Source organism: Advenella sp. S44, assembly GCF_002810445.1.
Classification (GTDB): Bacteria; Pseudomonadota; Gammaproteobacteria; order Burkholderiales; family Burkholderiaceae_B; genus Advenella.
On the sequence record NZ_NEXS01000011.1, the window covers coordinates 242,014 to 258,223 of the forward strand.

Here is a 16,210-nt window from a genome sequence, read left to right on the forward strand (position 1 = left end):
AATGGCATTGGCCGAAAGCAAATTGATCGGCCATCCAGCGGCGCAATGCGTCTCGGCCAGATTTTCCCATTGCCTTATTGTTGTCTTTCATCTCAGTCCCCGTCTTAACCATCAAGATTTCCGGAGGTCGTAATGATGTTATCCCCAGTAATGCACACCTTGGCGGCGATCAGGACAGTGCTTCGTGCTTGCGGCTGCGCAGGTGCCGTGCTTCTGTTTCTTTGTGCGACGCCAGCGGTTGCCGCCTATCCTGATCGTCCGATACAAGTCATTATTTCCTTCCCGCCAGCCGGGGCAACCGATGTGCTTACTCGAGCTATCGGCAATCAGCTATCGCGCGAACTGGGCCAGCCTGTTGTGGTGGAAAACAGGCCAGGCGCCGGCGGCGCCATCGGCCTGACAGCAGCGGCCCGGGCGGCACCCACCGGTTACGTCCTGTATCTGGCGGCCACGTCCAACCAGGCCATTGCTGCGGCTATCTACCGCAATCAGGCAGCCCATCTGGTTGAAGATTTCGTTCCAATCGGCCTGATCGGATCAGTGCCTCATGCGCTGGTGGTGCCTGAAAACCTGCCCGTCAAGTCAGTCCAGGAGCTTGTCGAATACATAAAAGCAAAGCCGCGCTCCTACAACTTCGCTTCGCAAGGCGTAGGTACGCTTTCACATTTGGAAGGGGAGCTGTTCAAGGCGCAATACAAACTTGATATTACGCACGTTCCCTATAAAGGCAGCGTCCAGGCGTTACCGGATGTCGTCAATGGCCTTGCCGTCATGATGTTCGACAGCGTCACCGGATCCATGCCATTGGTAAAAGGCAACAAGCTTAAAATTCTTGCGGTCGCCTCAACCGAGCGCCTCAGTCTGCTTCCGGATATTCCCACGCTCAAGCAAGCCGGTGCAGAAAACGTGCTGGCGGAAAACCGGTTTGGGCTGTTCGCGCCCAAGGGCGTACCGGCAGAAATCGTCAAGAAACTTGCGGACGCCCTGGACCGCAGTCTGAAAGCGCCGCAGCTGATCAGCGCAATGGCGGCCCAGGGAGCGCAATTGAAATTCGGCGACGACCAGGAGCTGAAAAAAATCACTGCTGACGAACACGTGTTCTGGCGCAAGGCTGTGACCGATGCCGGCATTGAACCCCAATAGCTTTGGCACGCGTAGCGCAGTCCAGCCCTCCCCGACGGCTTTCGACCTACGTAGTAGCTTTAGCCCTAGCTGTTCGCTTTAGCCTTCGCAGATGTTGTTAGCACAAGCAGACCGGCTTTGCCCGCGCAGTGGCGCGAGCGAGCCCTGTCTTCCTGCTTACACACACTTGTCATAATGGTGCTTTATCCTTGCGGCTTTCCAACTTCATGCAGGAAGCACTCCATGACAATCCGATTCCGTTTTTCGACGATAGCACTTGCGCTTGGACTGGCCACCATTACCGGTTTGGCTCAGGCACAAACCGAGGTGCCGGCTGTTCTTGAAGGCCACGCTGTATTGCCGGCCAGCAGCACCATCCCGGCGCCGAAGAACGCTCCCGAAGACCTGGAATTTGCAGGCAAATACACCACCGGCAACCGCGTAGAACAACTGGCTTCTGTCATGGGAAAATCTAATGGTCGCCACACTGGAATCAGTCTGCCTATCCAGGGCCAGCCGCTACAGGGCCATTCAGGCATCCAGGTCATGAAAGACGGCAGCGTCTGGATTCTGACCGATAATGGCTCTGGCAACAAGGCGAATTCTCCGGACTCCATGCTCTATCTGAACCAGTACAAAATCGACTGGAAATCCGGTAAGTTTGAACATATTAAATCCGTATTCCTGAGCGATCCGGACAAGAACGTTCCCTTTCGGATTGTGCACGAAGGCACGACAAGCAGATACCTGACAGGATCGGATTTTGATCCGGAAAGCTTTCAGATTATCGGCGACACCCTGTGGATTGGCGAGGAATTTGGGCCGTTCCTGATCAAGGCTGATCTGGAGGGCAAGGTACAGGCCATCTTCGAGACGCAGATTGACGGACGCAAAATCCAGTCGCCCGACCATTACCAGGTCGCGACCCCCGGCGCACCGAACGCAAGCTATAAAGATGTCAATCTGAAACGCTCCAAGGGGTATGAAGGCATGGCCGCCTCGGCCGATGGCAAGTTTCTATATCCGCTGCTGGAAGGACCGGTCTGGGACGACAGTCAGAAAACCTGGGAGACGGCGGATGGAAAAACCGTACTGCGCATGCTTGAGTTTGATGTCGCCGCGGAAAAATGGACGGGTCGCCACTGGCTGTACCCATTGGAAGCCGAGCATCATGCGATTGGCGACTTCAATATGATCGACGCCACCACAGGCCTGATCATCGAACGGGACAATGGCGAAGGCACGCCGGACAAAGCATGCAAACAAGGCGGTGATACGCAGTCATGCTTTTCGGATCTGCCCAAATTCAAACGTGTTTACAAAGTCGAGTTCGGCCCGCAGAGTGCCGGCAAGGCTGTGCGTAAAGTGGCGTATATCGATTTACTGAACATTGCCGATCCATCCAAAGTCGCGCGCAAGCCATTGACTGACGGCGTGCTGCAGTTCCCGTTCTTTACCATCGAGAACGTGGATATTGTCGATAGCGAACACATTATCGTGGGTAATGATAACAACTTTCCCTTTTCATCCAGCCGCGAACCCAACAAACAGGACGATAATGAACTGATCCTGCTGAAAACACCCGAGCTGCTACAGGCCAAATAAGCTGCTGACCAGACGCGTCGCCAAGCCGATCTTGACGCGTACAGGTCGGCTTTAACTGCCAATCCTCATGGTTTTCTAATAGAATGAAGCAGAGTCGTTCTATTTCAACTGAAACTTCAGGACATTACGATGCAAATGCAGGAACACCGAATCATCATAGTGGGAGGCGGCGCGGGCGGTCTTGAACTGGCCGCCAAGCTCGGACGCAAATTCGGCCCAAGGCACATCTTTCTGGTCGACGAAGGGGTATTTCATATCTGGAAACCGTCGCTGCACGAAGTGGCATCGGGCACGCTGGATATCCATCGTGAAGGACTCTCCTACGCGATGCTGGCAAAAGATCATGGGTTTACCTTTGTTCCTGGTCAAATGGACGGCATTAATCGCCAGAGCCGCAGCATTCACGTCAAACCAGTGTTCAGCGAAGGCGAAGAAATCTTTCCCGACAGGGATCTGCCTTATGACACGCTGGTGCTTGCGGTAGGTAGCCGCTCGAATTTCTTTAACACACCGGGCGCGCAAGAGTACGCAACCGCACTGGATTCGACCGAACAAGCGGAAAAATTCCGTTTGAAATTTCTACGTGAATTGATCGCGGCCGACCAGCGTAAAAAAACGGATCCGGCCCAAGGCCTGAATATTGCGATTGTGGGCGGCGGGGCAACGGGTGTTGAGCTGGCTGCCGAGCTGCTGGAGGCGGGAAAAAATCTGGGATTTTATGGAATCAACGAACTGAATCCGGAAGACGACATTCACATTACGCTGCTCGAAGGCAGTCCGCGCATTCTTGCGGCGCTGCCGGAAAAAACGTCGGCCGCAGCAACAAAGCTGCTCAAGCAACGCGGCATTACTGTCAAAACATCAGTCCTGGTGGCCTCTGTCCAGGAAAAGAGTCTGTCCGATTCCAATGGCAATCAGTATCCGGCCGATTTGACAGTATGGGCAGCGGGCATCAGGGCCCCCACCTTCCTGACACGACTGGGTCTGGAGACCAACAAAATCAATCAGGTGATTGCCGACCGAACCTTGCGCACCAGCGATCCGTCTATCTACGCCATGGGCGACTGTGCCCAGGTCGAATGGGAGCCGGGACGCTATCTGCCGGCCAGGGCGCAGGTTGCCCATCAGCAGGCCGATTACCTGATCGGAGAGCTATCGGCCCGCATCAAAGGCACGGCAACTGGCAGCAAGCCATTCGTGTTCAAGGATTATGGCTCACTTGTATCTGTGGGACATAGTAAGGGCGTGGGCAGCCTGATGGGCGTGCTGACCGGTAAAAGCCTTTTCGTGGAAGGCCTGCTGGCACGCTGGATGTACATGAGCCTGCACCTGATGCATCACATGGCGATCCTGGGTATCGCGCGTACCGGCGCTGTCGCCCTGGGCCGCCTGCTGCTCAAACGCAGCACCCCCAAAGTCAAGCTGCATTGACTGTTCCTCCGCGTCACCAATAAGGCGGGTGATGCGGGTTATTGAGGACGATATGCCCGCTCCAGTATCGCGGCCGCATCGGTGTAGATTGAAGCGCCAAATACGCCGGCATGCTCTTCGAAACGCGCGCGCACGAACGCCTCTGCCAGCCATGCAGGCGCGTGCCGGTAGAGCAGCGTCGCCTGCACCAGCAGGACCAATCGCTGCGCAACTTCGCGCGCCCTGGCTTCAAGCACCTGTCCCGATTCTGACAACCACTGCTGCAATTGCGACATGGCCTGTGACAACACAGGATCGGCACGACAATCTTCAGCAAGCTGTTCCAGCAAGAGCGCAGCTCCATCGGGATCTCGGGCGAGGGCCCGCAAAAGATCAAGGCACATCACATTGCCCGAGCCTTCCCAGATCGAATTGACCGGTGCTTCCCGCAGCAGTCGCGCCAGCGGCGCATCTTCAATATAACCATTACCACCCCACACTTCCATGCACTCGGCGATGGCCGCGATACTGCGCTTGCAGACCCAGAATTTAGCGGCGGGCGCGACAATGCGCAGATATGCCTTTTGCAAGGGGTCATCCGGTTTTGCCACGGCATTGGCCAGCGACATACCCAGCCAGAGCGCTGCTTCGCTTTCGAGGGCGAGATCGCACAGTACCGATTGCATTAGCGGCTGGTCCGCCAGTCGCTTGCCAAATGCCATACGATAGCGGACGTGATGCATGGCCTGCACCAGTCCCTGCCGCAGCAACCCGGCGCTGCCCAGCACGCAATCGAGCCGCGTCTGGTTGACCATGCGCAAAATGGTGGGCACCCCTGCCCCGGACTCTCCCACCCGTAGCGCCCAGGCGCCGGCAAAGGCCACTTCTGCGCTGGCATTGGAACGGTTGCCCAGCTTGTTCTTCAGCCGCTGGATATGCACCGAGTTCAGGCTGGCGTCCGGGTGCCAGCGTGGCACATAAAAGCAGCTCAACTGGTCCTGCTCATAGGCCAGCACCAGATGCGCATCGGACATGGGAGAAGAGAAAAACCATTTCTGTCCATGCAGTTCATAAACAGGCTCTGCCTGACTGCTTGCGACGGCGCGCGTGGTGTTGCTGCGCACGTCAGAGCCGCCCTGTCTTTCGGTCATGCCCATTCCGATCATCATGCTGCGCTTGTGCGAAACGGGTGCGTTGGCACCATCATAATCACGACTGTATAACAGAGGTGCCAATTGCGTAAACAACGGCTGGCCCTGCAACGCAGCGACGGCGGCAAATGTCATGGTGACCGGACACAGGCTGCCGGCCTCGGTTTGAGCATGCATATAAAACAGCGCCGCTCTGCGCACATGCTGACCGTCCTGCCATGCAGAGGAATGCACGCCCACGTCAAACAGCATAGTCAGCAGCTGGTGCCAGGCCGGATCAAACACCACCACATCCTGGCGCTCGCCGGTTCTGGTGAAAATTGCGGCCTGGGGTATGTTCTGGTTGGCCACCTGCGCCAGATGCAGAACCTGTTCGGACCCCAGCCGCTCGCCATAATGGCGGCAGGCTTCAGTAGCCTGCGCAGCAGAGAACGCATCCAGCGCTTCGTGCAACGCAGGATCACAATCGAATAGGTTATAGTTTTTCAGATCGGGGACTTGATTGTCCGGGGTAATGAATGTTGCGGTAACCATGTGAGCCTCCGTCAGCAAGTGGATCACAATACCCGCTGCCGTCTCGGCCTGCTAGCCGCACAGCAGCCGGAACCTGAGTGCCAAAGGCACTGTATATTGACTGTAGCATACCTGGGCAGCGTCGGGAACACTTCGGCTCAGTCGCCCTTGGCCAGCCTCTCTATGATGGGGCAATCTGGCCTGTCGTCCCCATGGCAATGGTCAGCCAAATAGGCCAGTTCATTGCGTATGGTGCGCAACTTTGCAATGTCTTCATCCAGTTCGTCAATGTACTGGCGCGCCAGTTGCCGGACATCTGCGCTGTGCCGTGAGGTATCTTCCCAAAGGCCAATCAGGGTTTTGATGCGCTCAAGCGAAAATCCCAGTTCGCGTGCTCGCCGGATAAAGGCAAGCATGCGCTGCTCCTGCACGGTATATTGCCGATAGCCCGAATCACTGCGATTGACGGCCCCGATCAGGCCAATTTTCTCGTAATAGCGGATCATTTTGGCGCTTACACCTGTGGCGGCCGACACTTCTCCAATGTTCACTTCATTCTCCCCGGAAGATTCCAGTCAGGCGGCAAAGCGGCGCAACCGCAAGGCATTGGTCACGACAAAGACGCTGGATAGCGCCATGGCGCCGGCGGCAAAGATGGGCGACATCAATACACCATTGTAGGGATACAATACCCCGGCCGCGACCGGAATCAGCGCTGCATTATAGGCAAAGGCCCAGAACAGGTTCTGGCGAATATTGCGCATGGTCGCCCGCGACATGGCAATCGCCTGCGAGACGTGTGTCAGATCGCCTGACATCAACACCACGTCCGCCGACTCCATCGCAATATCGGTACCCGATCCGATTGCAATCCCGACGTCAGCGACCGCCAGGGCTGGCGCGTCGTTAATGCCGTCGCCGACAAATGCCACCGGCCCGTGTGTCTTTTGCAGGCGCCGCACGGTATTGGCTTTGGCGTCCGGCATCACTTGCGCAACCACATCATCGATATTCAACTGACGTGCAATGGCCTGCGCCGTGCGTTTATTGTCGCCACTGACCATGACCACTTTAAGCCCCTGTTTATGCAAGGCCGCAATGGCCTGGCCAGTCGTATCACGAAGGCTGTCGGCTACGGTAACAATCGCAGCGAGCCGGCCATCGATGGCGACGTAAAGCGGCGTCTTGCCTTCATCGGCAAGCTTGTCCGCCACCGACGCAAATGCCGCAGGGTCCAGATTGTGCTGCTGCATTAAACGGTCCGAGCCGATCAGGATCTGCCGCGCTGCCACTTGCGCGCGAAGACCAAGCCCGGTCAGCGATTCAAATTTCTCCACTGGCGCCAGCAATAGTTCTTGTTTCTCTGCCGCAGCCACGATAGCGCGGGCTATCGGATGCTCGGAACGGCTTTCTGCAGCAGCCACCAATGCCAGTACCTCGTTGCGCTCGAAACCCTCTGCCAAGGTGAGGTCACTCAGCTCCGGATAACCGCGGGTCAGCGTACCGGTTTTATCGACCGCAACCACACGCACATCCATCAGCGTTTGCAGCGCCTGGCCCTGGCGGAACAAGATACCCAATTGCGCGGCGCGGCCCGTTCCCACCATAATCGAAGTCGGTGTTGCCAGGCCCATAGCGCAGGGGCAGGCGATAATGAGCACGGCAACGGCATTGACCAGCGCAAAACCCAAGGCCGGTTGTGGTCCAAACATCAACCATATTACAAAGGTAATTAATGCAACTGACAGAACCGCCGGGACAAACCACATGGTAATGCGATCTACGACGGCCTGGATCGGCAGCTTTGCTCCCTGCGCCTGTTCAACCATGCGAATGATCTGCGACAGCACGGTATCGGCACCGACACCGGTAGCGCGCAGACTAAGCGCCCCGTTCTGGTTGACGGTGCCTGCCACCACTGATGCGCCGGGCATTTTTTCCACCGGCATCGGCTCGCCGCTGATCATGGACTCGTCCACGAAACTGCTGCCTGCTGTGACCTGCCCGTCAACCGGGATGCGCTCGCCAGGGCGCAATTCGATCACATCGCCGACGATGACGTGCTCAATGGGGATTTCGCTGATCGAATCGCCGCGCCGTACCCTGGCCGTCTTGGCTCGCAATCCCGCCAGTCGCCGGATAGCTTCCGACGTATTTCCCTTCGCCCGCGCTTCAAGATAGCGGCCAAGCAGCACCAACGCCACAATCACCGCCGCAGCTTCGAAGTAAACATTCACGGTGCCTTCGGGCAGCCATGCCGGAACGAAGGTGGCCACCACTGAATATAGATAGGCCGCAGAGGTTCCCACTGCAACCAGTGAATTCATATCCGGCGCAAGACGCAGCAGCGCCGGCATCCCCTTGACGAAAAAGCGGCGTCCGGGGCCCGCAAGCACCGCGCTGGTCAAAATAAACTGGATATACCAGCTGCTTTGTGTGCCAATGGTTTGTGCGATGAACTGATGGAAAGCTGGAAATACGTGTGCACCCATTTCCAGGATAAAGACCGGCAACGCCAGAATCACGGCAAGCAACAGATCTCGTTTGAGAGAGGTCCGCTCTTGCTGTCGTCTTTCGCCCTGCGTAGCACTGCTTTGCTGGGGATTGCGGACAATCTGCCCCTCATAGCCGGCATGCTCTAGCGCCTGAGTCAGCAGCGCCCCATCCATGCCCAAAGGAACACGCACCTGCGCCCTTTCAGTGGCCAGGTTCACGCTCGCTGCCTGCACGCCCGGCACCGCCGCCAACGCCTTCTCAACATGGCGCACGCAAGAGGCGCAGCTCATCCCGGCAACCGACAGTTCCATCAGACTGCTGTCGTCCTGCGCCCCGGGGACAGGATGGCCCGCTATCGCGCGGGAATTCATATTGGCACTCATGATTGCGTCCTTTTCGAAGAAATTTGCCGTTTATTGGCCTGCTCTCGGCAGCGGCGTACGCCCTGGTCCCAGTCATCACGACCAATCCCGGCCCCTGGCTGGCTACTATTGACAGCGCGAACGTGGTAACGGCTGATGTTCTTCAATATAAAGCTTACCATGATGGGAAGGTCAAGCGCCCCGCTGCGCCTGGTTTCAACATGCTCAAGCCGGTTTAAACTGCCTCTGGCTGAAAAAGGATTTGATGCGCCTGTATAGCGCCAGGCGCACAATATCGGTACACTGTCGCCTTTGCAACTCTTACAGGATGCCTCTGACATGGACCTGCCCAATCATCAACTTAGCATGACTGTATTGATGACACCTGACATGGCCAATTTTTCGGGTAATGTCCACGGCGGCACCATTCTCAAGCTGCTTGACCAGGTTGCCTACGCCTGCGCCAGCCGATATGCTGGCCGCTATGTTGTCACACTATCGGTCGATCAGGTGATGTTCCGCCAGGCCATTCACGTGGGGGAGCTGGTCACTTTCCTGGCTTCGGTCAACTACACCGGCAATACCTCCATGGAAATCGGCATCAAAGTAGTCACGGAAAATATCCGCAGCAAGCAGATCCGCCATGCCAACAGCTGCTTTTTCACCATGGTTGCCGTGGACGACGATGGCAAAACGGTGCCAGTGCCGCCGCTGACGCCTTCAAATGATGTCGAACATTGCCGATTTGAAGCCGCCAAAATGCGACGGACTCTGCGCCGGGAGCTTGAGCAACGGTACGGCGTGATTCACGCCACGGCCGGATCCTAGAAAACCCATAGACAAATCAATAATTTAGCTTGACATACTCAAAAGTTACTGGTACTATCGCCAGCTACCATGACGTATTTGTATTGGTAATTTGAACAGTAGTATTTTTGCAAATTATTTTTGGCAATCTATTTATTGGCAGTTTGAAATTCTGTTGGCTTGCACGCAATCGCTCGCGCATAAAAACCGGGGCATCGCCCGGCAGGCCACATACCGGAATTTGACCCCGGGTCTGGCGATCACAACGCCAAACGCCACGCTGCCGGTATGCTATACCAAATTCATACTGAATAATTATTCTTACTAAGTTTGCGGGTCCTTCTCACGACACCGCAACGCGAGACAGAACTCCATATCGTCATTGTTATATTGCTTGTGGTTGAAGGCCCGCCATACCCTGCGGAATCATCATCCCAAGTGCACAATTAACAATTTGATGCGCTATATGCCCACACTTACAAAGATTGGCGGCGCAATCATGATTCTGCAATAAATATCGGCTACGCTATGCATAGCTGAGCCGGATTATCTTCGGCGCAGAAAACCAACAACAATAATCTCATAATAAAGGAAAACATAATGAAATTACTAACACGTTTTCGCCAGGAATTTGGCACACAAAACAATCACAATAACCAGCAGCATGCTGCTGTGAATACGCCCGCAAAACCGACAGGTTTCAAGCTGAGCATCGCCATGCATCGCCCGCAAATGCGTATGCACTCGGAAAAATAATTTTCTGACAGCCGTCCATAGCAGATCCCACTGCTGATCTGAAATGTAAAGCCCGCTGCCGGTGATAAGACCGGTCAGCGGGCTTTTTCTTAAATGGCGGCTGCAGATGCAGCGGGCCAGACTTATTTGACGGCGTACAGGTACAGTTCGATCCGACGATTCTGCGTGCGGCCTTCTGCGGTTGCATTATCTGCAATCGGATCGTTGGGCCCGCGCCCTTCAATGCTCATGCGGCTGGAGTTGACACCTTTTCCGCTGAGGTAATTGACGACACTTTGCGCTCGATTAACCGAAAGCTGCTGATTGAATGCCGCTTTTCCGGTGCTGTCAGTGTGTCCTACGGATTTCAGACGCAATTGCTGGCTCTCGCTCATAGACTGCGCCAGCGCATCCAGAACCGGGAACAGCGCAGGTTTTAAATCATACTTTGCAGTGTCGAAGGTTGCGCCTTCAGGAATATTGACTTTGAGGCTGCCATCTGGCATTTTCGTGGTGGAGATGCCCAGCTCTTTGCCGCCGGCGTCATTCACGCGACCAACGATGCGATCCCAGTTATATCCGACGATGGCACCGCCAACAGCACCAATACCGGCGCCAATGCCCGCGCTTTTGGAGGAATCTCCAATGAGTGCGCCCAGGCCTGCGCCCAGCGCTGCCCCAACACCGGTACCTGCAGCGGTATTGCCGCCTTGCGTTGCACATCCTGCCGTCAGCGCGCCGGCCACCAGTACTGCCGCGATTCGAGTTCGATGAATAATCATTGACTTCTCCTTATTGGATTTGTTTGCTGTACTAAAAAATCTGAATATCCAGCCTGAAAATCAGCCATATTGCATATCCTGTTCCACCCGGGCCCGACCGACAGCAATCCGACTCATTCTGTCATACGACAGAGCGGGGTGCCACGGCGCGCATCGGCAATCAGAACGGACGAGCGCGGCAACCTTGATGGTGTCAATACAATAACCGAGCATCCGCCAAAGCGCAAGCGATCATCGGGACCCTTTTATATCGTGGCAAATGCTTTGATGCAGCAGCATCACCAGCTTGCAGTCGGACTGGGTGGCCAGGCGAAAAGTGATTTGTTCGAATTGCCGGATACCGGATTGCGGGTGATTGAACTCCCTGAGGCCGCCTTCGCGTTCGACGACCACTTGCCGCGCCCACCAATGGGCAAACACCGGACTGCCGGCCAGCAATTCATCGATGAGACCGGAGGTTTCAGCCTCATCCAGATAGGCCCCGATATCTGCACGCAATTCGGCCACGACCCGATGAGCGCGCGTTTCCCAGTCCACGACAATGTCGGGCGCCCGTGCATCCAGGAAAATAAAACGCAGGAGATTGGGTTGCGCCTGGGCACTCATCCATCCGGCAAACACCTCGTCCAGTGCTGCATTAAACGCCAGCACATCCCAGTGCCGGTCCAGAATGTACGCAGGCGCATTGATGCTATCGACGCAGGCCTGTAGCGAGGCGGTCGGGACCGAGACCACAGCGCTGCCATGGTCCGGATCGCTGAGGTCGGCCAATTCAAACAGATAGGCGCGCTCTGCCCTGCTCATTTGCAATACCGTGGCCAGCCGCGCCCAGACCGCGGCCGACACAGAGACATCACGCCCCTGTTCAATCCAGGTGTACCAGGTCACGCTAATATCACAAAGCTGGGCCACTTCTTCGCGGCGCAGACCCGGTGTGCGGCGGCGCTGACCGCCGGCGATCCCGGCCTGTTGCGGTGTGACTCGATCCCGGATAGTGCGCACAAACGCACCCAGTGCCTGCTTGCGAAATGCTCCCTGTTTGTCGGCCATACCACTCCTGCCTGGTTATGCTAGCTGACTTGCGATTACCCCAGCACGCTCATCAGCGAACGGCGGACATCTTCTTCGGCCAGGCCGCTGCGGGCAATATAATCCTGCAACTGGTCCTGACCGATAGTACCCACATTGAAATAGCTCGAAGCCGGGTGGCTCAGATAAAAGCCGGAGACACTGGAGGCCGGGTACATCGCCATGCCGTCGGTCAATTGCATGCCGATATCTTCGGTCTGCAAGACCTTGAACATATCGATCTTCACCCGATGTTCGGGGCAGGCGGGATAGCCCGGCGCCGGGCGGATGCCCTGGTACTTTTCAGCAATCAGCGCCTCGTTGTCCAGATTTTCATCCGCTACATAGCCCCAAAGATCGCGACGCACGCGCGCATGCATGCATTCGGCAAAACCTTCAGCAAAACGATCTGCCAGGGCCTTGAGCAGAATCGACGAATAGTCGTCCATATCGGCTTCGAACCGTTGCTCGTGCTTTTCGATGCCAATGCCGCCGGTAACGGCAAACAAACCGATATAGTCCTTGACGCCGGTTTCCTTGGGTGCGATGTAGTCGGCCAGGCACTTGTTGGCCACGCCTTCACGCTTGGCATTTTGTTGCCGCAGGTTGCGCCAGGTGAAGAGCACCTGTTCACGCGACTCATCGTCATAAACTTCGATTTCTTCGTGATTGACACTATTGGCCGGATAGAACGCAATGACGCCGCCTGCGCTCAGCCAACGCTGCTCCACCACTTTCTTTAGCATGGCCTGCGCATCTTCAAAGAGTTTACGCGCCTGCTCGCCGACCACGTCATCCTTCAGAATCTTCGGATACTGGCCAAACAGACTCCAGGTCTGGAAAAACGGTGTCCAGTCTATGAAAGGCACGATTTGCGCCAGATCGAAATTCTTGAACTCGCGCCGCCCCAGAAATTTCGGACGCGGCGGCGTATAGTTGCTCCAGTCAATGGCCGGCGCCCCCTTGCGAGCCTCTTCCAACGGGATGATAGGCGTTGCCTTGCGATTGGCATGACGTTGGCGAACTAGTTCATATTCTTCGCGCACTTGTGCCAGATAGCTTTCCACCTGGTCGGAGACCAGGTTGGTGGCCACGCCGACCGACCGGCTGGCATCAGGAACGTAGATGACCGGTCCGTCATAGTGCGGTGCGATCTTGACTGCCGTGTGCACGCGGCTGGTGGTTGCGCCGCCGATCAGCAATGGGATATTGTTTTCACGGAAATACGGGTCACGCTGCATTTCAGAGGCCACATAGGCCATTTCTTCCAGGCTCGGCGTAATAAGGCCGGACAGTCCGACAATATCGGCTTTTTCCTCTTTGGCTTTGGCCAGGATTTGCGCACATGGCACCATCACGCCCATATTGACGACTTCGAAGTTATTGCATTGCAAAACCACAGTCACAATATTTTTACCAATATCGTGAACATCGCCCTTCACAGTTGCAATAACCACTTTGCCTTTGGCGCGGACATCGCCGCCGGCCGCTTCGATCTGGCGTTTTTCCTCTTCAATGAACGGGATCAAATGCGCCACGGCATGCTTCATAACCCGGGCAGACTTGACGACCTGCGGCAGGAACATCTTGCCTGCGCCGAACAAATCCCCCACCACGTTCATGCCGTCCATCAGCGGCCCTTCAATCACTTCGATGGGGCGCCCGCCGCGATCGGCAATTTTCTGGCGCACCTCTTCGGTATCTTCAACAATAAATTGCGTGATCCCGTGGACCAATGCATGCGACAGGCGGTTTTCCACCTCCTGTTCACGCCATGTCATATCCGCTTCTTTTTTGGTGCCACTGCCCTTGACTTCGTCGGCGTACTCCACCAGACGTTCGGTCGGCGTGCGCTCGTCGCCCGGGTCGGCTTTGCCCACCGGCACCTGACGATCCAAAATCACATCCTCGACCAGGTCACGCGTTTTCGGATCCATATCGGCATACACGCCGAGCATACCGGCGTTCACAATGCCCATGGTCATGCCTTGCTGGATGGCGTAATACAAAAACACGGTGTGAATCGCTTCGCGCATGGCTTCGTTACCGCGGAACGAAAAACTCACATTGGAGACCCCGCCAGAGATGCGTGCATGCGGCAGATTGTCATGGATCCAGCGCGTGCCTTCGATGAAATCCACAGCGTAATGATTATGCTCTTCGATCCCCGTCGCAATCGCGAAAACGTTAGGGTCGAAAATAATATCTTCCGGCGGGAAATCCAATTCATCGACCAGTAAATGGTAGGCTTTGCCGCAAATGTCCTTGCGACGCTGCAGCGTATCGGCCTGGCCCTCTTCATCAAATGCCATGACGACTACAGCAGCACCGTACTTGCGGCAGAGCCTGGCATGCGCCAGAAAAGGTTCAACACCCTCCTTCATGGAAATCGAGTTGACGATCGGCTTGCCCTGTACACATTTGAGGCCCTCTTCGATCACTTCCCACTTGGAACTGTCAATCATGATCGGCACGCGGGCAATGTCCGGCTCGGACGCAATCAGGTTCAGAAAGCGCCGCATATTCACCTTGGAGTCGAGCATCGCCTCGTCCATATTGACGTCGATGACCTGGGCACCGTTTTCTACCTGCTGACGCGCAACCGACAGCGCCTCATCGAATTTTTCTTCGCGAATCAGGCGCAGGAACATCTTGCTGCCAGTCACGTTGGTGCGTTCGCCCACGTTCACAAACAGCGATTCGTTATCGATATTAAGAGCTTCGAGGCCCGATAGACGAGTCTTGACTGGCACATCGGGTACGGTGCGCGCAGGCAACTGCTGCACTTTCTGCACAATGGCGGCAATATGCTCCGGCGTGGTGCCACAGCAGCCTCCGACCATATTGACAAATCCCGCATTGGCAAACTCCTCCAGCAGGGACGAGGTATCTTCTGGCGTTTCATCAAACCCGGTATCACTCATGGGATTGGGAAGGCCGGCATTGGGATAGACACAGAGCCAGGTATCGGACAGTTTTGACAGTTCGGCAATGTATGGACGCATCAGCGCGGCACCCAGGGCGCAGTTGAGTCCAATGGTGACCGGCCGCGCATGACGCACGGAATTCCAGAACGCTTCCACCGTCTGCCCCGACAAAATACGGCCTGAAGCATCGGTCACTGTTCCCGACACCATGACAGGCAGACGGATACCGCGCACTTCGAATATCGTTTCCACTGCGAAGATTGCGGCCTTGGCGTTCAAGGTATCGAAAATCGTCTCGATAAGGACAATATCAATGCCACCATCAAGCAACCCGTTCAGTTGTTCCTCATAGGCGGCCTGCAATTGTTCGAAGGTGATATTGCGCGCCCCCGGATCATTGACATCGGGCGAGATGGATGCGGTTTTGGGCTGTGGGCCGAGCGCACCGGCGACAAACCGGGGATGCGCCGGCGTGCTGAACGCATCACAGGCCTGCCGCGCCAGTCGTGCCGACTCCAGATTCAGTTCGTAGGCCAGATCAGCCAGATCATAATCACCCTGGGCTACCGATGTCGCACCAAAGGTATTGGTCTCGATCACATCAGCCCCGGCCTTAAGATACTGTTCGTGAATTTCACTGATGATATCGGGGCGAACCAGGGACAGCAATTCATTATTGCCTCTGACGTCCTGATGATGCTCGGCAAAACGCTGGCCGCGAAAATCGGTCTCGCTCAGCTTGTAACGCTGGATCATGGTCCCCATGGCCCCATCCAGCACCAGAATCCGCCCCTTTTGCAGCTCCTGTACAAAACGGGCACCGGAGGTATAGGATTCGACTGGGTACGGCAAGGCAGGATAAGACACGTTAAGACTCGATCTAAATAGTTGAATTCAATGCAAAATTGTAGCGGATTTGCAACCGCACTACCGGCAAACCCCTGCAAACGGCTGTCAAATAGCGAGTGAGCACATGGAAAACAGGTTTGCAACTGTCATGACCGGTACCAATCAATTACAATTGCGCGTTCAGGGTGCATTCATCATGCGGTGCATGAAGTGAATGATAAACGGGAAACAGGACACGCAATCTTGCGCTGCAACCTGTGCTGCCCCCGCAACGGTAATCAGGCTTTGGCCTGCAGCCCGACATCGGCCCTGAAACTGCCGCTGGTCTGTTGATTCGGACAGCTTCCATTCGAACCTGATGTGCGGGGTCGCGCATCTTTACC

11 protein-coding genes and 1 riboswitch are annotated in these 16,210 nt (G+C 55.9%); of the genes, 5 read left to right on the plus strand and 6 right to left on the minus strand.

What is annotated here, in order from left to right:
* Window positions 1–132 precede the first annotated feature (132 nt).
* The 3 genes from CAP48_RS18910 (at window position 133) to CAP48_RS18920 (ending at window position 4,158) form a co-directional block, all read left to right on the plus strand.
* Entirely contained in the window at window positions 133–1,143 is a 1,011-nt protein-coding gene (locus tag CAP48_RS18910) for a tripartite tricarboxylate transporter substrate binding protein (RefSeq protein ID WP_100699420.1), read from the plus strand.
* Window positions 1,144–1,365: 222 nt separating this feature from the next.
* Window positions 1,366–2,727: an esterase-like activity of phytase family protein gene (locus CAP48_RS18915; RefSeq protein WP_100699421.1), complete on the plus strand. Its 1,362-nt coding sequence runs from the start codon at window positions 1,366–1,368 to the stop codon at window positions 2,725–2,727.
* A gap of 129 nt (window positions 2,728–2,856) precedes the next feature.
* Complete coding sequence (locus tag CAP48_RS18920; RefSeq protein WP_100699422.1) at window positions 2,857–4,158, plus strand: NAD(P)/FAD-dependent oxidoreductase; 1,302 nt, start codon at window positions 2,857–2,859, stop codon at window positions 4,156–4,158.
* A 38-nt stretch (window positions 4,159–4,196) separates the two neighbouring features.
* Here the strand turns inward: CAP48_RS18920 and CAP48_RS18925 are convergent, their stop codons facing one another.
* The 3 genes from CAP48_RS18925 to CAP48_RS18935 all read right to left on the minus strand — a co-directional run bounded on the left by CAP48_RS18925 (window position 4,197) and on the right by CAP48_RS18935 (window position 8,680).
* On the minus strand, window positions 4,197–5,822 hold the full coding sequence (locus CAP48_RS18925; protein ID WP_100699423.1) for an acyl-CoA dehydrogenase family protein: 1,626 nt from the start codon (window positions 5,820–5,822) through the stop codon (window positions 4,197–4,199).
* A 137-nt stretch (window positions 5,823–5,959) separates the two neighbouring features.
* Window positions 5,960–6,352 (minus strand): Cu(I)-responsive transcriptional regulator, encoded by a 393-nt coding sequence (cueR, locus tag CAP48_RS18930; RefSeq protein WP_100699424.1) that lies wholly within the window; start codon window positions 6,350–6,352, stop codon window positions 5,960–5,962.
* A gap of 24 nt (window positions 6,353–6,376) precedes the next feature.
* Window positions 6,377–8,680: a heavy metal translocating P-type ATPase gene (locus CAP48_RS18935; RefSeq protein WP_100699425.1), complete on the minus strand. Its 2,304-nt coding sequence runs from the start codon at window positions 8,678–8,680 to the stop codon at window positions 6,377–6,379.
* A 318-nt stretch (window positions 8,681–8,998) separates the two neighbouring features.
* Here CAP48_RS18935 and CAP48_RS18945 point away from each other — a divergent pair, with 318 nt between their 5' ends.
* Both CAP48_RS18945 and CAP48_RS20275 read left to right on the plus strand, forming a co-directional pair.
* The gene (locus tag CAP48_RS18945) at window positions 8,999–9,487 is read left to right on the plus strand and encodes an acyl-CoA thioesterase (protein WP_100699427.1); all 489 of its coding nucleotides are present in this window, start codon (window positions 8,999–9,001) and stop codon (window positions 9,485–9,487) included.
* A gap of 579 nt (window positions 9,488–10,066) precedes the next feature.
* The gene (locus CAP48_RS20275) at window positions 10,067–10,222 is read left to right on the plus strand and encodes a hypothetical protein (RefSeq protein ID WP_161495305.1); all 156 of its coding nucleotides are present in this window, start codon (window positions 10,067–10,069) and stop codon (window positions 10,220–10,222) included.
* A gap of 122 nt (window positions 10,223–10,344) precedes the next feature.
* On the opposite strand, the gene CAP48_RS18955 is transcribed toward CAP48_RS20275, so the two are convergent.
* The 3 genes from CAP48_RS18955 to metH all read right to left on the minus strand — a co-directional run bounded on the left by CAP48_RS18955 (window position 10,345) and on the right by metH (window position 15,845).
* Window positions 10,345–10,983 (minus strand): OmpA family protein, encoded by a 639-nt coding sequence (locus tag CAP48_RS18955; protein ID WP_100699429.1) that lies wholly within the window; start codon window positions 10,981–10,983, stop codon window positions 10,345–10,347.
* Window positions 10,984–11,214: 231 nt separating this feature from the next.
* Window positions 11,215–12,033: a helix-turn-helix transcriptional regulator gene (locus tag CAP48_RS18960; RefSeq protein WP_100699430.1), complete on the minus strand. Its 819-nt coding sequence runs from the start codon at window positions 12,031–12,033 to the stop codon at window positions 11,215–11,217.
* Between the two features lie 35 nt (window positions 12,034–12,068).
* The gene (gene metH, locus CAP48_RS18965; RefSeq protein WP_100699431.1) at window positions 12,069–15,845 is read right to left on the minus strand and encodes a methionine synthase; all 3,777 of its coding nucleotides are present in this window, start codon (window positions 15,843–15,845) and stop codon (window positions 12,069–12,071) included.
* Between the two features lie 148 nt (window positions 15,846–15,993).
* Window positions 15,994–16,154: riboswitch (cobalamin riboswitch) on the plus strand.
* Window positions 16,155–16,210 lie beyond the last annotated feature (56 nt).